The sequence below is a fragment of the Candidatus Reidiella endopervernicosa genome (assembly GCF_013343005.1).
Lineage (GTDB): Bacteria > Pseudomonadota > Gammaproteobacteria.
On sequence record NZ_CP054491.1, the window covers coordinates 2,382,596 to 2,400,984 of the forward strand.

Consider the following 18,389-nt stretch of genomic DNA (forward strand, 5'->3'; position numbering starts at 1 on the left):
TTCATTGAAAAAAACAGCTCACAGACAAAGCTGGTTTGGCATCGCTCTGCTATTCACACTATTCCTGGTGGCCGGTAACTTTTTCATATACCAGCAGCAACACGACTCACTTTTCAGTAGCTTTGAAAACTCACAACAAAACGTCGTAAAACTACTCACACAGTTGGCACGGGAGTCGTTAATCACCGAGAACTTCGCTCTAATCGAGTGGTATTTCAACAGCTGGGGGAAAGGACACAGCGAAGTAGTAACACTTACTTTAGTCAATGAGGACGGTTTTGCGCTGAGTACATACAATCGACCTACCCCATCAGTGAGAGAGACATTCACCAGTTCTGGATCAATAACGGTTAATCACGACCGATATGACCTGACACTCACTAGCGAACCTATTGTTACCACACAGCTCCTAAACAGCCTAATCAAACAGTTGGCTCTTATAAGTTCCATCGCAACCATTTTGCTTGGTATAACAACCTGGTTTCTTTTTCACAAATTTTCCATCACACCACTACTGCATGAAATAGAGCGTCGCCGTAATGCCGAACATGAAATAGCCAAACAGCACCGGTTATTACAATCTGTAATCAATGGTGTTCATGATGGGATCATGCTGATTAACACCGATTATGAAGTGGAGCTTATCAATGACTCTGCTGCAGGCACTGAAGACCCCCAATTATTTAACGACCAGCAACAACCTATCCACTGCTATGAGATCTCCCATAACCGTGACACACCCTGCGATGGCGACGACCATCCCTGCCCACTTCGGCAGGTAAAACTAACTGGAAAACATGCCACGACGCTTCACAACCACCCAGATGAGAGTGGAAATGACCGTTTTTTTGAGTTACTCGCCTCTCCACTCTTTGATGACAACGGCAAACTGACGGGAATCATTGAATCATCTCGTGAGATGACATCCCATATCCTTTTGCAGCATGAGATTGAAGAAAAGAGTCAGCACCTGGACCACCTGGCCCATCACGACACACTCACATCACTACCTAACCGACTACTCTTCCTGGACCGGCTGGAACAGACGTTACTAAAAGCCAGAAGAAACGGTGAACTGTTTGCATTGTTCTTTATCGATCTTGATCAGTTCAAACAGATCAATGACAGCGTTGGACACAGCGTTGGTGACAAGGTCCTGATACAGACGGGTAAATGCCTTCAACAGTGCATACGCGCAGATGACACCATCGCTCGTCTTGGGGGAGATGAATTCACGATAATTCTCACCTCTGTAAATAGTCCAGATGATGCCGCCTCTGTTGCTCAAAAGGTAATCGAGGCGATTAAAGAGCCAATGGATATCGATGGTAACAATTACCATCTAACGGCGAGCATATGAATCAGCATCTATCCACAAGATGCAGACAGTTGCGAAACGCTCATTCGTAATGCTGATGCCGCGATGTTCAAGGTAAAAGAGAGAGGCCGTAACTCATATCAGTTCTATACGGAAGATCTTACCCATCGAGCCATGCAAAGAATGTTGTTGGAGAACGGCATTCGAAAGGCCCTGACAGATCAACATTTTGTTGCCTGGTATCAGCCCCAATATGACATTGAAACCAACCAATTAATTGGGATGGAGGCACTTGCTCGATGGATATCCCCTGATCGGGGCATTATTTCACCACTTGATTTCATTCCTCTCGCGGAAGAGACCGGGCTGATACTGGAGCTAGGTGAACAGATACTAGATCAGGTCATGCAGCAGGTGGTCGGCTGGCACGAACAGGGGCTGAATCCAGGTCGGGTTGCCATCAATGTATCGGGAAAACAGCTACTAAATGGAAACATAAGCGCTACGGTTAAGCGACTCCTTGAACAAAACCGGTGCAAGGTCGAATGGATCGAGATTGAAGTCACTGAAGGCTTTGTTATGGGTCAGGGTGAAGGTGCCATTGAACAACTTCAAGAACTACAGGCGCTGGGAGTGCAACTATCTATTGATGATTTTGGTACCGGCTATTCATCGCTTGCATACCTAAAACAGCTACCCATCTCCAAACTAAAAATTGACAAATCGTTCGTCGATGACCTTCCACACGATCTGGACGACACAGGTATAACACGCGCCGTTATCGCCCTGGCAAACAGCCTCGGTCTAGATGTTATTGCAGAAGGTGTCGAATCGCGTGAGCAGGCAGATTTCCTTCTACAAGAGGGCTGTCCACTTGCACAGGGTTACCTCTACTCGAAGCCCCTACCTGCGGATAAGATTACTACGTTACTGAAAAACGGTTAATAGTTGAATACTGACGCCACAGTACATCCGACAACAACCTACTCGGGATCGAACGATACTAATCAACGTAGATTGTAACCATCATCGAAGCTGACAATTTCTATCAAGCCAATTGAAACCACTTATTCAATCAGCATTAAACCATCTATCAATCCAGATCTCAGCCTGTTCTGGTTTACCATACAGATAGCCCTGATGAATCACCTCGGAGCGTGCATTGAGGAAGTCGGCCTGCTCCTGCTTCTCAACACCCTCTGCCACCACCTTCAGACGCATAGACTTGGCCACCAGAAGAATGGTTTCGACCAACGCAGCATCATCAGCACTGTGAGGCGCATCCTGCACAAACGATTTATCAATTTTCAACTCATTAATAGGAAGCCGCTTCAGATAGGAGAGAGAAGAGTAGCCAGTACCAAAGTCATCGATAGAGAAATTAACACCCATTGCAACCAGCTCATCCATCTTCGCCACCACATCGGACAGATCATCGATGAAGAGTCCCTCGGTCACCTCAAGTGTAAGATTCGTCGGATCGGCACCACTCTCATTGACGAGACCTTTAAACCAGGGCACAAAGCCCTGCTTACGGAACTGTCGTGGACTCAGGTTAACCGACAACTTAAGCTGGTGCCCCGCCATATCACACCTGGCCATCAGGTGCATCGCCTCGGTAAGCACCCAGCCACCGACATCGACAATCAGATCCGACTCCTCGGCAATGGGGATAAAGACACCCGGTGGTATCAGGCCACGCTCAGGGTGCTCCCATCTGACCAGTGTCTCCGCAGCTACCAGCACACCATCGGCATCGACCTGCGCCTGAAGAAATATCCTCAATTCAGCGTTGTTTACTGCATGGTAAAGTTCACGCTCGATCTGATAGTGTCTCTGTACCACCTCATCCATGCCTCTCTCGAAGAAGGCGCACTGATTACCGCCCGCACGTTTGGCGCGATGCAGTGCACTATCGGCGCGTCGCAAGATATCCCTAGGTTGATCGGAGGCGCTCTCCGGGAAGAGAGTCGCTCCCATACTGACGGTGATATTGACCGCCTCATCACCGACAAGCAGCGGATCACGAACCACCGCCTGAAGTTTGTCGACCACAGCTATCGCATTACGCTGTTCACTCTCGCGACTCTTGTTCAGGTGTGGTAATAGCACGGCGAACTCATCGGCAGATAATCTCGCCAGGGTATCCTCTTTATAGAGGTGCTGTTCGAGCCTTCTTGCCAGTGCAACTAGCAGGAAATCACCCATATTGTGACCGCGCGCTGTGTTTATATTGGTAAAGCGATCGATATTGAGCAGCACCAGCGTCGCCTTGTTGTTGAGGCGTTGCGCCGTTGCCAGCTGTTGGGTGACCCGGTCTATCATCAGGGCACGATTGGGCAGTGCCGTCAGCTCATCATAGTAGGCGAGGTAGTGAATCTTCTCGTCAGCCTTCTTCTTCTCCGAAATATCAGAAAAAGAGACGACGACGCCTGTAATCCGCTCATCCTCAACAATCGGACTACTGGAGTAGGAGACCGGAAAGAAATCCCCCCCTCTCTTAATGAACCACTCTTCACCGCTATGAGGCACTCCACTGATGCCAGTTTCACGAATTGGACACTCCTGGGCCGGATAATCATCTCCATCTGGATGGTGATGGTGCCAGATCGCGTGTGAAGGCTGACCAATCAGCTCTTCGGCGCTGTAGCCCAACATTTCTGCTGCGGCAGGATTGACGAAGGCGTGTCGTCCCTCACTGTCGAGCCCGAAGATACCCTCACCTGAAGAATCGAGGATCAGACGATTGTGTTTGGCCAGCGCATTCATCTGCTCTTCGAGCGCCTTTCTGGCCGATATATCGCGTACCACGGCGAGGACACGTCGTTTATCACCGATATACGAAGCGCGCGTCGAGACCTCTACCCAGAACAGTGAGCCGTCGTTATGCCTTGCATGCCACTCGAAGGTCTGTGGTCCCTCCACCACCGTCAACCGCACCTTCTCGTGGGCGTTCTCTTCCGTATAGGGGGGTGTGCCTGAGCTGGACGCCTCGGCTGAGAGCCGTAGTGCCTCACTCCGCTCCAGACCATACATCTCCAGCATGCGATTATTGACATCGATGATCTTGCCTGTTGTCGCATCATGGATAAAGATCGCTTCACTGGTGGCATTAAAGATCTCGTGATAACGCTGCTGCTCCTCTTTGATAAGCACCTCTGCCTCGCGCGTCTCGGTAACATCCTCTCCCGAACTGAGCAGGCCGATCACCTCGCCCGCCTCGTTGGTCAACTCTGCAGAGTACCAGCTAATCATGCGCTCGCTGCCATCGCGACAGATCACACTATTCTCAAAGTGGTCATTCTGTACGACCTCGCCTGCCATTATCTTGAGAAAGATGGGATAGACAAGCTCCATACCATCGGGCTCAGGCAGACAGCAGTCAAACCAGTTCCTGCCGATCAACTCCTCCTTCTCGTAACCGAGAAGTTCACGCCCTGCACGATTGATCATGGATATATCGCCCCTATTATCGAGGGCAACCATGATCGTCTGCATCGTGTCGAGATAACGCTGTTTTTCATCCCTCTCATCACGCAGTACCGCCTCTGCCTGATGCTGCCGGGTAATATCTCGGCCGATACCCAAGACACCAACAAGCTCACCTTTTATATTGAATATCGGCGTTTTTATCGTCTCGATTCGCTCACGATGGCCATCGTCTGCAAACACGACCTCCTCTGTGTTGATTCTCGGTCCGCCATTCCGAATCGCGGCCATATCGTTTTCTCTGAAAAGGTCTGCCAACTCCCGGTTGACGAAGTCGTAGTCGGTCTTGCCGACGACCTCATGTTCAGGATGGCCGAAAAACTGCTCGAAGCGGTCGTTGCAGAGTAGATAGAAACCGTCTGGGTCCTTCATCCACACCAGGTCAGGAATCGTTTTGATGAGTGCTTTGAGAAAACTGCGTTCACTGACCAGACTATCCTTGTCAACCTGTAGCTGACTGGCCATATGGCTCAGATCGTGGGCCAGCTCCTCGAAGTCACTGCTCGCCCTGATATCGATCAATGTATCGAGTTGGCCAGAGCCGATCCTGCGCGCGGCAGCGGCAATATTCGAGAGTGGTTCTGTAACCTGGCGCCTGACCGTCCATCCGATAAGCAGACCGATTAGTAAAATCAGCGCTGATTTTAGATATAGCTGAAGGTAGACCTGCTGGCGGATGCGGCTCTCCATATTGCTGGCCGGTATCTTGATGCTGAGCACACCACGCAGTTCGCCAAGCTTGTAGTCGTAGGCCTCATCGTAGCTCTCCTGAATCGTAACCGGAGCATTATCTTTGTCACCGTGACACTTCAGGCAGTACTGTTCGACCCAGATCGGCCTTGCATAGTGGTAGTTGAGCTCTCCTTTCTCGTTCTCGTAGGGGACAAAATGAAACTCCTCTTCTGGTTTGTTACGGAAGAAGGCGATCGCCTCCTCCTCGAGTGCATCAGCCTTATGCAGTGGATTTCGTGGATTATCAGAAACGTTGTTGAATGAAAAACCATCGCTCGACCAATTGGACAGATCGTTCGAAATCTCACCCATTGCATGGGCCGGTAGGAAACCGATGGTCTTTTTATTTAGCGGGAGCCCGCTATCGATGAACTGATGCTGATAGACACGACGGGTTGCCATCAAGACATCACGTATCCGGTCTGCCGACGAGAGCAGCTCCGTCTCGGCATCGGCCTTGATATGGCGATACTCAACCCACCAGAACGCCAACAGGCTGGCAACCAGCACACCACTGATCAGGATCAGAAGCTTACGTTCCAGATTCCAGCGTTTACCCATCGAACATCTTCCGTAACACCCTACCCTAAGGAGTCGAACTACACCGGCAACACGCTTACGGTGTTGATACCCCGGGAATTTCTGAGCAATCTACTACTGCCGACAGTATAGAGCGATCTCGATACTAAGTGTATTGAGACTGATCAATAAGTCTTACCATTCTACTCTTCACTGACCACCCTATTTCGCCCCTGTGACTTCGCCATATAGAGACGAACATCAGTGCTCTTCAACATCTGATTAATCGCACTAAATGATTGATTATATTCAGTAACACCAAAACTGGCCGTCACACTGCCCACACCTTGCATCGACTGTCGTGCAACAGCACGACGCGCACGCTCAGCCAATTCCACCGCACCCTCAATCGGTGTATTGGTCAGCAGCAGCATAAACTCTTCGCCGCCCCAGCGGGCGAGCGTATCGCTATCACGCAGTATTGAAGAGATCCTGTCAGCGATCTCCTTGAGCACTCGGTCACCCACATCGTGCCCCCACTCATCGTTAATATGCTTGAAGTAATCGATATCGAGCATCACCAGTGAGAAGGTGACGGAGTAGCGCTGACTCCTCAACCACTCCTCATCAATCAGCGAGATCATCTTGGCCCGGTTATAGCTACCGGTCAGTACATCGGTGGTTGCCTGTTTCTGCAGTGTCTGCTCAACCTCTTTGCGACGTTTGATCTCCTGCTTTAACTCCCTATTCGTCTCCTCCAGTGTTCGAAGGTTATAGAGCTGCTGTTGCATAAATCGACTAAAAACAATGAATACGGCAAAGGTAATCAGCAACGCTGTCACGAAGAGCAGAGCATGGTTGAGAAAAAAGTAGTGCCTCGATTCGGCGAGCATCTGCTGCAGGTAGGTTTCGACCTCATCCGCCTCGGCGATAAACGCTGAAAAAACCGCATCGAAACGTTGGTCAAGCTCACTGCCGGGCCCCATATCAAGACCCGCCTCCCAACGTAACTGCATAATGGACCGAAATTCGGTCAGCTTGAGCAGCACATTTTCAATATGACCACGCATCACCGCATCTTCAAGCGGTAGAAAATCACCTTCCTGATTCTGCCCGCCACTCAGCATCGCCTGCGCGTACCACTCCGCCGCATCAAGGTGGCTTCTTACCGACTCGATACTCTCACTCCGATCACCCGACATCATTTCTTCAAACCAGAGGTGTGCGGTTGTCGCCTCAAATTTAATCTCCATCGCCGCATCGATCATCGGTGCATAGAGATCGCTCATGCGACTACCGAGTTTGAAGCTATAGAGAACGGCGCTGGAGACAACGAGGCCGATGACGAGGATCGAGATCAACAGCGGACGGTGGAGTGTGCTTGCTACCCTGATGTGACGTTTATTGTTATCCATACCTTAAAGTCTAGTACCAAATGACGTGCAGTATGTTACAAACGGACTGGTTACCTCACGCCTTCACCAGCCGAATAGCTATCGAGCACCCAGAGATAGTTGGCCCTCTCGTAACGCCCCTCATCCTGGCTATTCTGCTGACTCAACACACCTCTAACTTGATCCAGAGATTCAAACCCCTGTTGCTCCATCCAATGCTCGATACCCTGGTAAATCTCTGAAATCGTGTGACTCCCCGATTCAAGCAGGACACTGCAGAGATGGGTAACATCGGCACCAGCAAGGATCATCTTGATCGCATCCTCGGCAGTATGAATTCCACCCGTTGCAGCAAGCGTGATTGGTGACAGATCACGCAACACTCCAATCCAGCGCATTGCTAACAGCGCATCAGCCGAGCGTGAAAGCTGAATCTGCGGTGTCACCTTGAGCGCATCGATATCGATATCGGGTTGATAGAAACGATTAAAGAGCGAGACACCTGCCGCTCCCGCCGCCTCTAGCTCCTTTACAAAGTGAGGCAATGCACTGAACTGTGGTGAGAGTTTCATCGCAACCGGCAGTGAGACCTCATTCTTTAGCGCTCTCAGCAGTTTGATATAGCGCCCTTCAACCTCACCACTGCGTAGTTCACAATCGGTGGCCATGTAGTAGACATTGAGTTCCAGCGCATCGGCCCCAGCCTGCTGCAGTGCTTTGCTGTGTGCTATCCAGTTATCGAGTGTAATGCCGTTAAGACTGGCTATTACCGGGATCTCCAGATGCGCCTTTAACTCACTCAATTGCCGCAGGTAGCGATCAATGCCGCGCTCGAAGGTGCCGTGCATCGGCAGGTAGCTATCGGCCTCGGCACACCCAATCGACTGCTCCTCAACAAAGCGCGCATGCATCTCATCCTCATGCTCCAGCTCCTCCTCGAAGAGCGAATACATCACGATCGCAGCAGCACCGGCATCCTCAAGTTCACGTGCACTGTCGAGGCTGCGTGAGAGCGGCGATGATGAGGGCACCAACGGACTCTTCAACTTTAGCCCCAGATAGTTACAACTCAGATCTAACTCACTCACGGCTTACTCCTCTCAACCTCATCGGTCCCCTGCTCATCGTCCACCTTTAAAGATGCCAGCTCCTGGTAGTGGTGATACCGCTCATAGATATCCCGCTGCGCCCGCTCAAATAACTGCTCGGCGGAATCGGGATGGCTACGTTTCAACACACTAAAACGTGCCTCCGTTGCCGCATAGTCACGAAAAGGTATTGAGGGCATTTTCGAGTCCAGGCGCAGCGGGTTCTCTCCCAGCTTGAGTTTGCGTGGATCGTAACGAAGCAGAGGCCAGTGACCACTACGCACCGCCAGATCCTGTTGGCGCAGGTTATTCTTAAGATCGACACCGTGGGCGATACAGGGTGAATAAGCGATGATCAGCGATGGCCCCTCATAGGACTCCGCTTCGATAAATGCTCTCAGCGTCTGTACATCCTTGGCACCGAAGGCGACCTGAGCCACGTAGACGCCCTCATAATCCATCGCAATATGAAACAGGTCCTTCTTCTTTGTCACCTTACCCGCAGCAGAGAACTTCGCTACCGCACCGCGCGGTGTCGCCTTGGAGGTCTGACCTCCCGTGTTGGAGTAGACCTCCGTGTCGAGTAGCAGGACGTTAACGTTGCGCCCTGAGGCAAGTACATGGTCAAGTCCGCCAAAACCGATGTCATATCCCCAGCCATCACCACCCACAATCCAGACACTGCGGCTTATCAGCGTATCGACAACTGCCAACAACTCCTTAGCTTCATCAGTAGCATTCTGCTCAAGCTTCTCACGCAGCAGTACAATTCGTTCACGCTGAACCGTTATCTCAGCCTCATCGGACTGCTCACTCTCAAGGATTGAATCCACCAGATCGCGATCGAGCTGTGATGCGATACGCCGCAGTAGTTCAGTCGCATATTCACGTTGCTTATCAATTGCGACTCGCATTCCAAGTCCAAACTCGGCGTTATCCTCAAACAGGGAATTGGACCAGGCAGGACCACGCCCCTCGCTGTTGGTCGTCCAGGGGGTAGTCGGCAGGTTTCCACCGTAGATCGATGAGCAGCCGGTGGCGTTAGCCACCACCATGCGATCGCCGAAGAGTTGGGTGGCGAGGCGCAGATAGGGGGTCTCACCACACCCCGAACAGGCCCCAGAAAACTCAAACAGCGGCTCCATTACCATCGAGGCGGGGATCGTATTTGCCTTCAGCTGCGATCGTTCATATTCGGGTAACTTGATGAAGAAGTTCCAGTTCTCACGCTCCTGCTCACGCAGCGGTGGCTGTGGCGCCATATTGATCGCCTTACGCCCCGGCTGCTGTTTATCGCGAATCGGGCAGACCTCGACACAGAGCGCACAGCCGGTACAGTCTTCCACCGCCACCTGATAGCTAATCTCCAGCCCGGTAGGGTAGGCCTTACTGCGAAGCGGCACATGTTTGAATGTGACTGGGGCGTTGTTAGACATTTCAGCTGGGAAGATCTTGCTACGGATGACACTGTGGGGGCAGACAAAAACACACTTACCGCACTGGGTGCAGAGATCGGTCTCAACCACCGGTACTTCCAGCGCCAGATTGCGTTTCTCATAAGCGGCAGTACCGAGAGGAAAGGTGCCATCGTTCGGCATCAGGCTGACCGGTATCGCATCACCCCAGCCTGCAATAATCTCAGCCGTTACCTGCTGTACAAATTGTGGGGCATCCTCCGAGATGACAGGCGGCTTCTCAAAAGTGCTGTTCGTTTCATTCGGTAGCTCAACCCGGTGCAGATGGGCCAACGCCTGATCGATCGCGGCGATATTGGCCTTGAGGATTCGCTCCCCCGCCTTGGCGTAGCTCTGCTCGGCTGCCACCTTGATCGCTGACACAGCCACGCGACTCTCAACCACATGTGATAGTTCGAAGAAACACGCCTGCATGATGGTATTGATACGCCGGCCAAGCCCGACCTTCACCGCCACTGCGTAGGCATCGATCAGATAGAAGTTGATCTGTTTATCGATCAGCTGCTGCTGCATGCTGCGCGGCAACGTCTCCCAAACCTCTTCAAGCCTGACCGATGAATTGAGTAGAAAGGTGGCCCCGACAGTCGCCTTGTCGAGCATGTCGTAACGTTCAAGAAAGACCTGCTGATGACAGGCGACAAAGTGGGCCTGATCATCACCAATCAGATAGCTGGAGCGAATCGGTTTAGGTCCGAAGCGCAGATGTGAGACGGTAACCGCTCCCGACTTTTTCGAGTCGTAGACAAAGTAGCCCTGAGTATAGAGATCAGTCGACTCACCGATGATTTTGATCGAATTTTTATTCGCGCTGACGGTGCCATCGGCACCGAGACCGTAGAAGAGCGCGCACTTCATCTCACGTCCGGCATCGGTGCGGTAACAGTTATCCCATTCGAGACTGCTTCCACCCACATCATCATTAATACCGATGGTGAAACTGTTTTTTGGCCTCTCCTCGTTAAGGTGATCGAACACCGCCTTGACCATGCCAGGATTAAACTCCTTGGATGAGAGACCGTAACGCCCGCCAACCACCAGTGGCATGGTATTAAATCGCCCTGTTCCACGACAGCCATCCTGAGCCAGCGCTGTTACTACATCCTTGTAGAGCGGCTCTCCATCGGCCCCCGGCTCCTTGGTACGATCAAGCACTGCGATACGTTGTACCGTCGCGGGAAGTGCATCGATCAGGGCACGACTATCGAGGGGACGGAAGAGCCTAACCTTGAGCAGCCCAATCCGTTCACCGCTGGCATTCAGATGTTCAACCGTCTCATGAACCGTCTCGGCCGCAGAGCCCATCACCACCACCCGCTCTGCATCTTCAGCACCAACGTAATCGAAGAGTCGGTAGCGACGCCCCGTCAACTCGGCAAAGCGATCCATCAACTGCTGCACAACAGCCGGCATCCGCTGGTAATAAGGATTAACGCTCTCACGCGCCTGGAAGTAGACATCAGGATTTTGTGAAGAGCCTCGTAGTACCGGATGCTCGGGAGAGAGGGCTCGATTTCGATGTGCGGTGATAGTGGCCTCATCGATCATTGCCCTGGCCACCGATGACTCGACCGCCTCGATTTTGGATATTTCATGAGAGGTACGAAAGCCATCAAAGAAATGGAGCATCGGCAACCGCCCCTGTAGTGAGGCCGCCTGTGCAATCAGAGCAAAGTCCATCACCTCCTGCACACTGCCAGCTGCCAACAGGCAGAAACCGGTCGAACGGGCCGCCATCACATCGCTATGATCACCGAAGATTGAGAGCGCCTGGGCCGCCAGAGAACGCGCCGCGATATGGAACACCGTTGGCGTCAGCTCACCGGCGATCTTGTACATATTGGGGATCATCAACAGCAGACCCTGTGAGGCGGTAAAGGTGGTGGTCAACGCCCCACTCTGCAGCGAGCCGTGAATCGCTCCAGCGGCACCCGCCTCGCTCTGCATCTCGATAATGTGCGGTATTGAGCGCCAGAGGTTGGGCTTCCCCTCGGCAGCCCACTGATCGGAGAGCTCACCCATCGGCGATGCCGGGGTGATCGGATAGATCGCTATAACCTCATTGGTAAGATAGGCGATGCGCGCAGCGGCTTCATTACCATCGATGGTCAGCATCTTATTATCGGCCATTACAAACTCCATCCCGTAGCGCCTCTTTTCACTCCAGTCTATCAAACCGCACTACGGTCTCAAGCGGTCAATCACGCTCCCCTAATCTGGTAAGGTAGGCAGATATATCGAAGAAGAACACGCTACGGATAGCGAGGTAACAGAGAGCCCATGGCCACATCCAAAAACACCATCTACTGGCACGACTATGAGACCAGCGGTATCGATCCGGCACGTGATCGACCAATGCAGTTTGCCGGTATTCGCACCGATGAGGATCTTAATATCGTCGGCGAACCGTTGATGATCTACTGCAAGCTGGCCAATGATGCCCTGCCCCATCCAGAGGCGTGCATGGTGACTGGACTCACTCCACAGGAGGTCAACGAGAAGGGCGTTAATGAGGCGGCGTTTATCAAGGCGATCCATAGTGAGCTGGCGCGACCCGGCACCTGTGGTGCCGGTTTTAACTCGATCCGTTTTGACGATGAATTCACCCGCTTCTCGCTCTATCGCAACTTCTTCGATCCCTACGCCCGCGAGTGGCAGAGCGGTAATACTCGTTGGGATATCATCGACATGGTACGAATGACCCGTGCACTGCGACCCGAGGGAATCGAATGGCCCGACTACGATGACGGTAAACCCTGTTTCAAACTGGAACGTCTGACCGAGGCAAACGGCATTAGCCACACCGCTGCCCACGATGCCCTCTCCGATGTGCACGCCACCATTGCAGTAGCTAAGCTCGTCAAAGATCATCAACCTCGTCTCTATGAGTACATCTACCAGCTACGTAATAAACGCAAGGTATTCGATCAGCTTAATGTGCGAGCGATGAAACCGGTTCTGCACACCTCCGGAATGATCCCGGGCGAGTTTGGAAGCACCGCGCTGGTCGCCCCAGTGACCAACCACCCGAGCAATAAAAACGGCATCATCGTCTACGATCTACGCTTCGATCCAACACCTCTGCTCAGCCTCGATGCAGAAGAGATCGCCAAACGGATCTTTACCCCCAGGGATGAGATGCCGGAGGGCGTGGAGCGCATTCCGCTCAAGGTAGTGCACGCCAACAAGTGTCCGGTAGTCGTTACCCCGAAGACTATGGATGAGGCGGCCGCCGAGAGACTACAGATCGATGTAGCAACCAGTCTGCAGCACCTCGAGGCGCTGAAGGGTGCCACTGGTCTGGAGACGAAGATCCAGCAGGCATTTGCCGATAGAAAATTCGACCCGACCAGCGACCCTGACGCCTCTCTATACGGCGGCGGTTTCTTCAGCAGTGATGATCGTCGCAAGATGGATAAAATTCGTGCCACTGCACCCGATAAGCTCGCCAACATACCGGCCATTTTCGATGACCAACGGATTCCAGAATTACTGTTCCGCTACCGGGGTCGTAACTGGCCTGAGAACTTCAACAGTGAAGAGCGTGCAGAGTGGGATGAGTATCGCCACCACCGCCTTACCGATGAGACGGGGGGAGGTTCAATCACTCTTGATAGTTATCGGCAGCGCATAAAAGAGTTGATCAACGATAGTGAAACCAGCGAAGCAGATCGCCAGTTACTCAAAAAACTAGAGGACTATGGAGAGACGCTGTTGAGTAGATAACCCTCACGCCACGTCGTGAGCTGTGCGACAACCGCTTCACAGATCGATTCAACCACTGCCTCAATCGCAGCTGAAGGATGGGCGTCAACCTCCCAGCAATCGATCGTTACACCAAAGAGACAGAGTCGCCGGGCAATTGACAGCGTATGGGCGTCAACTCCGCATCGATCGTTCAAGAGAGTGCCGGGGAATGACGACGTATCGGCGGGACCAGAATCTGACGCAGATCGATCTGGTGACTCGAGATCGCATCCACCTCACCGAGCAGTGCCTCGCGTTCAATCACCTTAACTATTCCGACCTGATCGTCACTGCGGAGCGCATCGATCAGTAGCGTGGGCCTATCGTGTTGCAGCCACTGAAGTAGCTCTGCACTCCCCCGTTCAGCGGTAAGCAACTCGCTCTGCAGCATGGTCGACATCGACTGCAGACGCTCGACGACCATCCAGCCAAAACGATCATCACCCCAGGGCGAACCGATACCGATAATCAGTGGATCTGTTCTACTCATCTCGCGACAAGGTAAGGTCGAGGAAATGGGTGGCGCAGGAGATACAGGGGTCGTAGTTTCTGATCACCGTCTCGGCGTGAAGGCGTATCTCCGCCTCATCCCGGTCGAGCCCAAAACGGTTGAGTGAGAGGCGCAGATCCTCTTCGATACGCATCTGATTCTGTGCGGTCGGAGGAACGATTCGAGCCGAGACAACCCGCCCATCACCATCCGACTCGTAACGGTGCCAGAGAATACCGCGTGGTGCCTCACTGCAACCAAAGCCGATACCGCTACGAGGCGTGATCTCAACGTCGGATCTCGTCGGCTGTCTATATGCCTCAAGTATCCGGATCGCCTCAACGATTGCGTAGTGAAGCTCCACACCACGTGCAATCAGGCTGTGAAACATATTCTGGCTGGGGAAGCGGATACCACTACGCTCCAGAATCGCCTTAACGGTATCGGGAAGTCGGTCGAGATTGAGGTTGAGCCGCGCCAACGGTCCGACCAGATAGGGTTGGCCCTCAAGTGTTGAGTGGAGTGCTGTCGAATGCGGCACGTGGTGTTCACTAAAGTGGCGCTCATACTCCTCAATCGCAATATCGAGTCCACTGCTCGAGACCAGTCGTCCTTCATTCATTGGATATTCATTCGGATGGCGCATCGCCACCGAGACAAACGGTTGCTGATCATCAGGCAGATCAAGTGATGCGAGCCAATCTACCAACGCCTCCGCCTCAGGCAACGCCTCATGCAGACGAAGTAGTAACGCATCAACATCACCTTGAGAAGGTACATGGTAGAAACCACCGACCTTGGCACCCACTGGATGGACCGAACGACCACCCAGCAGTTTGATCAGATCATTACCCAATGCCTGGAGACGCAGACCGCGACGCACCTCATCGGGGTGCTCTTTGGCCACACCGATGACACTGCCAAAACCGAGAAAGTCGGGCAGTGCCAACAGATGCATATGCAGCGCATGACTCTCGATCCACTCGCCACAATAGATCAGACGACGCATCTCGCGTACCCACGGACCGGTGTTGGCTCCATAGATCGATTCAAAGGCGTGCACCGCACTCATCTGGTAGGCGACCGGGCAGATACCGCAGATACGTGCCACGATATCGGGCACCTCACTGAAGTGGCGCCCCTCGAGGAACTTCTCAAAGTAGCGGGGTGGTTCGAAGATACGCAGACGCAATTCGCTGATCGCTCCACCCTCGATCTTCAGCTCAAGCGCACCCTCCCCCTCGACCCGCGCCAACACCGGGACGTTGATCTCCAGTGTGCGCTGCTCACTCATCTTCACCTCGCCACTTCAGCCCCTCAGCTTTGAACGCCGGGGCGGCACTGTTGATGAGTAGAAAGTGATCAGCAACCGCCTTGGAGGTAAGCCCCATGGCGTGAAGCTGATGCGCCAGGGCAGCAGTGTTGGTTGAAGCCGCAGGACCGTAACAGGCGTAACAACCGCGTCCAACCGAGGGGCAGATCGCACCACAACCGGCGCGGGTGACCGGTCCCATACAGGGTTCTCCTTTGGCGACCATCACACAGACCTTCAGTTGGCGTTTACACTCACCGCAGAGTGTCTCTGTCTCAGCACGCGGTGTGACACCGGCCAGCAATGAACGCACTGTCTGCAACACCTGCGCCCCATTCACTGGACAGCCCCAGAGCTCAAAGTCGACCTTCACATGTGATGCGATCGGTGTGGAGGTTGGCAGCGAATCAATAAACTGTGGTGAGGCGTAGATCGCGGCAGGCCACTCACCCGCATCGGCAATATTTCGTAATGCCTGCAGGCCACCGGCAGTGGCACAAACCCCGATGCTCACCAGATAGCGACTACGTTGGCGGATCGCATCAATACGCCGCTCTTCAGCGGGAGTGGTGACACTCCCTTCAATAAAGGCGATATCGACCTCCGCCTCACTATCGATCACCCCTGCCTCGGCAAAGTGGGCAATCTCGACCAGCTCAGCCAGCTCCAACAGCGCCTCACCGGCGTTTAGAAAGGCGAGCTGACAGCCGTCACAGGAGCTGAACTTGTGGACCGCGATACGAGTTTTTGTCACGGAGAAAGTAGTCATCATCATAAACCCGGCTCGCTGAGCAGATCGGCAATCTCAGCGTAGTTAAAAACAGGGCCATCCCTGCAGACAAACTTGGCACCGATCTGACAGTGGCCACAGTGGCCAATCGCACACTGCATGTTGCGCTCCATGCTGAGCCAGATGTCATCATCGGAGACACCGCGTGCCATCAGATGATCGGTGACCGCCACCATCATCCCCTGCGGACCGCAGAGCATGGCGGTGCAGTTCTCTGGATCAAAATCGGCACGATCGATCAGCACCATGATATTACCCTGTGCCCAAGGCCATTGCGGCCCGCTCTCTCCTGCTGCAAGTAGAACCTGAGTATCGGGTAGCTCTGCCCACTGTTCATAGCTGCTACGCCAGATCAGGTCATTGGAGTGTTTGATCCCCTGCATGATAATCAGACGGCCAAACTGTTCTCGGCGTCGTACCACGTAATTAATCATCGATACTGCCGGTGCACAGCCGAGGCCACCAGTGGCGATCACCACATCACGCCCTACTGCCCCCTGCATCGGCCAGCCACGACCGTAAGGGCCGCGAACACCAAGCCGATCGCCCTGACGTAACGTCCGTAGACCATTACTCACCCGTCCAACGCCGCGAATGGTGTGGTTATACATATGCTCATCTTCGGGATCGGAGACGATGGAGATCGGTATCTCACCCACGCCGGGCAGCCAGAGCATGTTGAACTGGCCCGGTGCAAAACTATAGGCACGATGTACGGCAGGATCGGTGAAACGAAGTCGCAGAGTGAAGATGTCTCGCGCCTCCTCAATACGCTCGACAATCTCTGCCTCCTGGGGCAGGTAGGGATTAATCATGACTACCCTCCCCGCAGATAATCTCTACCTCTTCGGTCAGATCAATGCCCACTGGGCACCAGCTGATACAGCGACCACAGCCGACACAGCCTGAACGCCCATACTGTTCATGCCAGCTTCCAAGCTTATGGGTTAGCCACTGGCGATAACGAAATTTCGGCTCACTCCGTACATGCAGGCCGTGGATATAGCTGTGCCCCTCACTGAAACAGCTCTCCCACTCACGTAGGTGCTCACCACTGGAGCCATCGAGTGCACCTTGATCGAATTCGCGATGACAGAAACAGGTAGGACAGACTGAAGTGCAGTTACCACAGCTTAGACAGCGCTCCGCGACGGCCTGCCAGTGTTGATGGTGGAGATTGGCAAACAGGCGTCGTTGTAGATCGAGTTTGGGCAGAGCGCGCTGTTGTCGTGCCACCGCTGACTCATGCTGCTGGTGGGCAAGGTAGCGCTGATCATCGGTGACTTTTTCGAGAGCAAGTTGTGACAGTAGTGCATGACCTGCCACGCTACCGCCGCGTAGCAGAAAACCCTCTTCCAGTTCGGTCAGCGCAAGATCGTAACTGTGCTCCACCTCCGGCCCATCACCCGTCGAGACACAGAAGCAGCTCGCCGAAGGGTGGCTACAGTCAACGGCGATGATGAAGAGCGATTCACGACGACGCTGATAATGGAGATCGGGAGATTCCTGTTCCAGAAAGTGTTGATCATGAATCTTCATCGCTGCCAGATCGCAGGCGCGAACACCAATCACAGCCGTAGGTTCGAGTTGCGGTTCGCTACTCGTAAACTGAAGCTCTCCTGTGTTATCACGCTGATAACGCCACAGCGGCTCCTGCGGTGCGAAGAGCATCGGTTTGAGTGCCTGCGGGCCATTGGCCCAGGCGAAGTTGCGCCGATCGAATCGTTCTACCAGACGATAGTGGCCTGGTCCCTGTTCATCACCAATCGCAGTGGGCAACGGTTGACCAGCAGCGAGTGGTTTATAAAGCATCGCCCCACTCTCTTCCTGGGCAGCGAGTAGTTGATACTCTGCCTGGACTAGCAAGAGCAACAGCTCAGGCAACTGCTCTCTGGGGAGATATCCATGGTAGTCGATCCGATCCATGGTCCTAGTCTAGATTAATTTAAATTAATATTTCCATGGTTATTTAACCTCTCTATAGAGAGGCTATTTATCAGACACGACAGCGACATAGTGATTGGATAATAATGACACG

General features: G+C 53.2%; 12 protein-coding genes. 3 read left to right on the forward strand and 9 right to left on the reverse strand.

Features of this window, described 5'->3' with window-relative positions; all coding sequences use genetic code 11:
* Nucleotides 1–4: 4 nt before the first annotated feature.
* Both HUE57_RS13115 and HUE57_RS13120 read left to right on the forward strand, forming a co-directional pair.
* The gene (locus tag HUE57_RS13115) at nucleotides 5–1,360 is read left to right on the forward strand and encodes a sensor domain-containing diguanylate cyclase (RefSeq protein ID WP_174673320.1); all 1,356 of its coding nucleotides are present in this window, start codon (nucleotides 5–7) and stop codon (nucleotides 1,358–1,360) included.
* 63 nt (nucleotides 1,361–1,423) lie between these two features.
* A complete protein-coding gene (locus tag HUE57_RS13120) occupies nucleotides 1,424–2,263 on the forward strand; it encodes a putative bifunctional diguanylate cyclase/phosphodiesterase (RefSeq protein WP_078483676.1) in 840 nt (279 codons plus the stop codon).
* Between the two features lie 126 nt (nucleotides 2,264–2,389).
* On the opposite strand, the gene HUE57_RS13125 is transcribed toward HUE57_RS13120, so the two are convergent.
* The 4 genes from HUE57_RS13125 to nifJ all read right to left on the reverse strand — a co-directional run bounded on the left by HUE57_RS13125 (nucleotide 2,390) and on the right by nifJ (nucleotide 12,142).
* The gene (locus HUE57_RS13125; protein WP_078483675.1) at nucleotides 2,390–6,100 is read right to left on the reverse strand and encodes a PAS domain S-box protein; all 3,711 of its coding nucleotides are present in this window, start codon (nucleotides 6,098–6,100) and stop codon (nucleotides 2,390–2,392) included.
* 161 nt (nucleotides 6,101–6,261) lie between these two features.
* A complete protein-coding gene (locus HUE57_RS13130; protein WP_174673321.1) occupies nucleotides 6,262–7,473 on the reverse strand; it encodes a GGDEF domain-containing protein in 1,212 nt (403 codons plus the stop codon).
* Between the two features lie 50 nt (nucleotides 7,474–7,523).
* On the reverse strand, nucleotides 7,524–8,540 hold the full coding sequence (locus tag HUE57_RS13135; RefSeq protein ID WP_078483673.1) for a dihydroorotate dehydrogenase-like protein: 1,017 nt from the start codon (nucleotides 8,538–8,540) through the stop codon (nucleotides 7,524–7,526).
* Entirely contained in the window at nucleotides 8,537–12,142 is a 3,606-nt protein-coding gene (gene nifJ / locus HUE57_RS13140) for a pyruvate:ferredoxin (flavodoxin) oxidoreductase (RefSeq protein WP_174673322.1), read from the reverse strand. Before nifJ ends, HUE57_RS13135 begins: the two co-directional genes overlap by 4 nt.
* Before the next feature lie 150 nt (nucleotides 12,143–12,292).
* On the opposite strand from nifJ, the gene sbcB reads away from it, so the two are divergent.
* Entirely contained in the window at nucleotides 12,293–13,738 is a 1,446-nt protein-coding gene (sbcB, locus tag HUE57_RS13145) for an exodeoxyribonuclease I (RefSeq protein WP_078483672.1), read from the forward strand.
* A gap of 172 nt (nucleotides 13,739–13,910) precedes the next feature.
* Here sbcB and HUE57_RS13150 read toward each other — a convergent pair whose 3' ends face one another.
* The 5 genes from HUE57_RS13150 to HUE57_RS13170 are packed head-to-tail and all read right to left on the reverse strand — an operon-like array spanning nucleotide 13,911 to nucleotide 18,277.
* Nucleotides 13,911–14,249, reverse strand: coding sequence for a hydrogenase maturation protease (locus tag HUE57_RS13150; protein ID WP_174673323.1), 339 nt, complete (start codon nucleotides 14,247–14,249; stop codon nucleotides 13,911–13,913).
* The gene (locus HUE57_RS13155) at nucleotides 14,242–15,543 is read right to left on the reverse strand and encodes a Ni/Fe hydrogenase subunit alpha (RefSeq protein WP_078483670.1); all 1,302 of its coding nucleotides are present in this window, start codon (nucleotides 15,541–15,543) and stop codon (nucleotides 14,242–14,244) included. The genes HUE57_RS13150 and HUE57_RS13155 overlap by 8 nt, the downstream gene beginning before the upstream one ends.
* The gene (locus HUE57_RS13160) at nucleotides 15,536–16,336 is read right to left on the reverse strand and encodes an NADH-quinone oxidoreductase subunit B family protein (protein WP_236725680.1); all 801 of its coding nucleotides are present in this window, start codon (nucleotides 16,334–16,336) and stop codon (nucleotides 15,536–15,538) included. The genes HUE57_RS13155 and HUE57_RS13160 overlap by 8 nt, the downstream gene beginning before the upstream one ends.
* Nucleotides 16,333–17,166: an FAD/NAD(P)-binding protein gene (locus HUE57_RS13165; protein WP_078483669.1), complete on the reverse strand. Its 834-nt coding sequence runs from the start codon at nucleotides 17,164–17,166 to the stop codon at nucleotides 16,333–16,335. The genes HUE57_RS13160 and HUE57_RS13165 overlap by 4 nt, the downstream gene beginning before the upstream one ends.
* Nucleotides 17,159–18,277 carry a 4Fe-4S dicluster domain-containing protein gene (locus tag HUE57_RS13170; RefSeq protein WP_078483668.1) on the reverse strand — a complete coding sequence of 373 codons (1,119 nt, stop codon included), beginning with the start codon at nucleotides 18,275–18,277 and terminating at the stop codon, nucleotides 17,159–17,161. The genes HUE57_RS13165 and HUE57_RS13170 overlap by 8 nt, the downstream gene beginning before the upstream one ends.
* Nucleotides 18,278–18,389: the final 112 nt, after the last annotated feature.

Coding starts and splice junctions, on each gene's coding strand:
- HUE57_RS13120 (WP_078483676.1), top strand. CDS start 1,424: ATGTTCAAGGTAAAAGAGAGAGGCCGTAACTCATATCAGTTCTATACG.
- HUE57_RS13125 (WP_078483675.1), bottom strand. CDS start 6,100: ATGGGTAAACGCTGGAATCTGGAACGTAAGCTTCTGATCCTGATCAGT.
- HUE57_RS13130 (WP_174673321.1), bottom strand. CDS start 7,473: ATGGATAACAATAAACGTCACATCAGGGTAGCAAGCACACTCCACCGT.
- nifJ (WP_174673322.1), bottom strand. CDS start 12,142: ATGGCCGATAATAAGATGCTGACCATCGATGGTAATGAAGCCGCTGCG.
- sbcB (WP_078483672.1), top strand. CDS start 12,293: ATGGCCACATCCAAAAACACCATCTACTGGCACGACTATGAGACCAGC.
- HUE57_RS13150 (WP_174673323.1), bottom strand. CDS start 14,249: ATGAGTAGAACAGATCCACTGATTATCGGTATCGGTTCGCCCTGGGGT.
- HUE57_RS13155 (WP_078483670.1), bottom strand. CDS start 15,543: ATGAGTGAGCAGCGCACACTGGAGATCAACGTCCCGGTGTTGGCGCGG.
- HUE57_RS13160 (WP_236725680.1), bottom strand. CDS start 16,336: ATGATGATGACTACTTTCTCCGTGACAAAAACTCGTATCGCGGTCCAC.
- HUE57_RS13165 (WP_078483669.1), bottom strand. CDS start 17,166: ATGATTAATCCCTACCTGCCCCAGGAGGCAGAGATTGTCGAGCGTATT.
- HUE57_RS13170 (WP_078483668.1), bottom strand. CDS start 18,277: ATGGATCGGATCGACTACCATGGATATCTCCCCAGAGAGCAGTTGCCT.